General features: G+C 31.6%; 1 protein-coding gene. It reads left to right on the forward strand.

All coding sequences use genetic code 11. The features are described from left to right. Nucleotides 1-359: 359 nt before the first annotated feature. On the forward strand, nucleotides 360-791 hold the full coding sequence (locus BUB48_RS17420; RefSeq protein ID WP_073028221.1) for a PaaI family thioesterase: 432 nt from the start codon (nucleotides 360-362) through the stop codon (nucleotides 789-791). Nucleotides 792-1,397: the final 606 nt, after the last annotated feature.

The raw sequence follows: 1,397 nt of genomic DNA on the forward strand, positions 1-1,397 counted from the left end.
TTCCAACCACAATGACAAATTTGATGTGGATGAAAGCGCTTTGCATAGAGGTTCTGCTCTTTATGCCCAGTTCGCTTATGATTTTCTTAAAGAAAGCAAGTAGCAGGATCATATTATTTTCCCTGCCATCCCCCGTAGCTCATGTCTTTAAGCTATATTTAAGGGAACCGGATATCTCCGGTTTCCTTTTATTTTCTGATTTTGACAAAATTATCATGCTATAATATTGTCATTGACATCATTATATATATTTTTTATTCTGATTTATATTACATTATTAATTATCAGAGAGAGCTTGTCCATCTCCATATTCCGCTTCTTAGTTACAAAAATTATAATTATTATTCGGAGGTATTTTTATGACACAAGAATATCTTGCTAGGCTTTATGAATACTTTAAAAATATTCATCAAACTCCAATCCTTGAAAACTTCCTGGAAATTCAACTAGAAGAACTTCAAGTGGGAAAAAGTATATATAAAATAAAGACTTCTCAAAAACATAGCAATATATATGGCACAGTGCACGGAGGCACTCTTGCTTCCGTTTGCGATACAGCCATGGGAACTTCCTGTACGACTTATGGCAAACGAGTAGTAACCATTGATATGAACATCAGCTATATAAAAAGCGCACCTAAAGAAAGCACCCTTACCGCCGTCGGCAAAGTGATCAGCAACGGAAGAACTATTATGAGAGCAGTATGTGAAATATTTGATGAACAAGGTCAACTCATAGTCAAATCACAAGCCTCATTTTATGTCACCGGAGAGTTTTCTGTAAGCGAGTGATATATAATACCTTTGTAATGTTTTGAAAGTCGTTTGGAGTTTTCCAAAACGGCTTTATTAAATTTGCTTCATTTCCGTCTATTGCACTTATTCATGATAATTATTCCCCATGTTTGTAAATCTTCTGTAAATCCAGTAGTCACTATAAAAATATTTTGCTCCAATATTATTAAATTGAATCTGTATAAAAAATCTGATAAATGTATCAAATTTTCATTGAAATTGTATAAAAAACCTGATATTATGTATATTAATTTAAATTACTTGGACAAACTGACAAGATTAATGCAGTGTTTGAGGTATATGTACAAATTATATTAAATGATAAAAATAATATAACTTGTATAACTATAACAAAATCTCATGACATAAGCATTAAGTATAAGTTAAAGTTTTTTTCTGTCTCTATAACCTTGAAAGCAGCATGCAATCAAAGAATATATTTTATGCATGCTGATATGAATTTACCCATCGCCGATATGCTTATTTTGGTGATTGGTATTTGGCTTAGATGTAATGCTACAAAAATGTGTGTAGCAGAACATAAATATTTTACAAAATACCAATTTATAGGAGGGATTTTATGAGTAACATAGTAGCGTTCCT

Source organism: Lutispora thermophila DSM 19022 (assembly GCF_900142105.1).
GTDB lineage: Bacteria > Bacillota > Clostridia > Lutisporales > Lutisporaceae > Lutispora > Lutispora thermophila.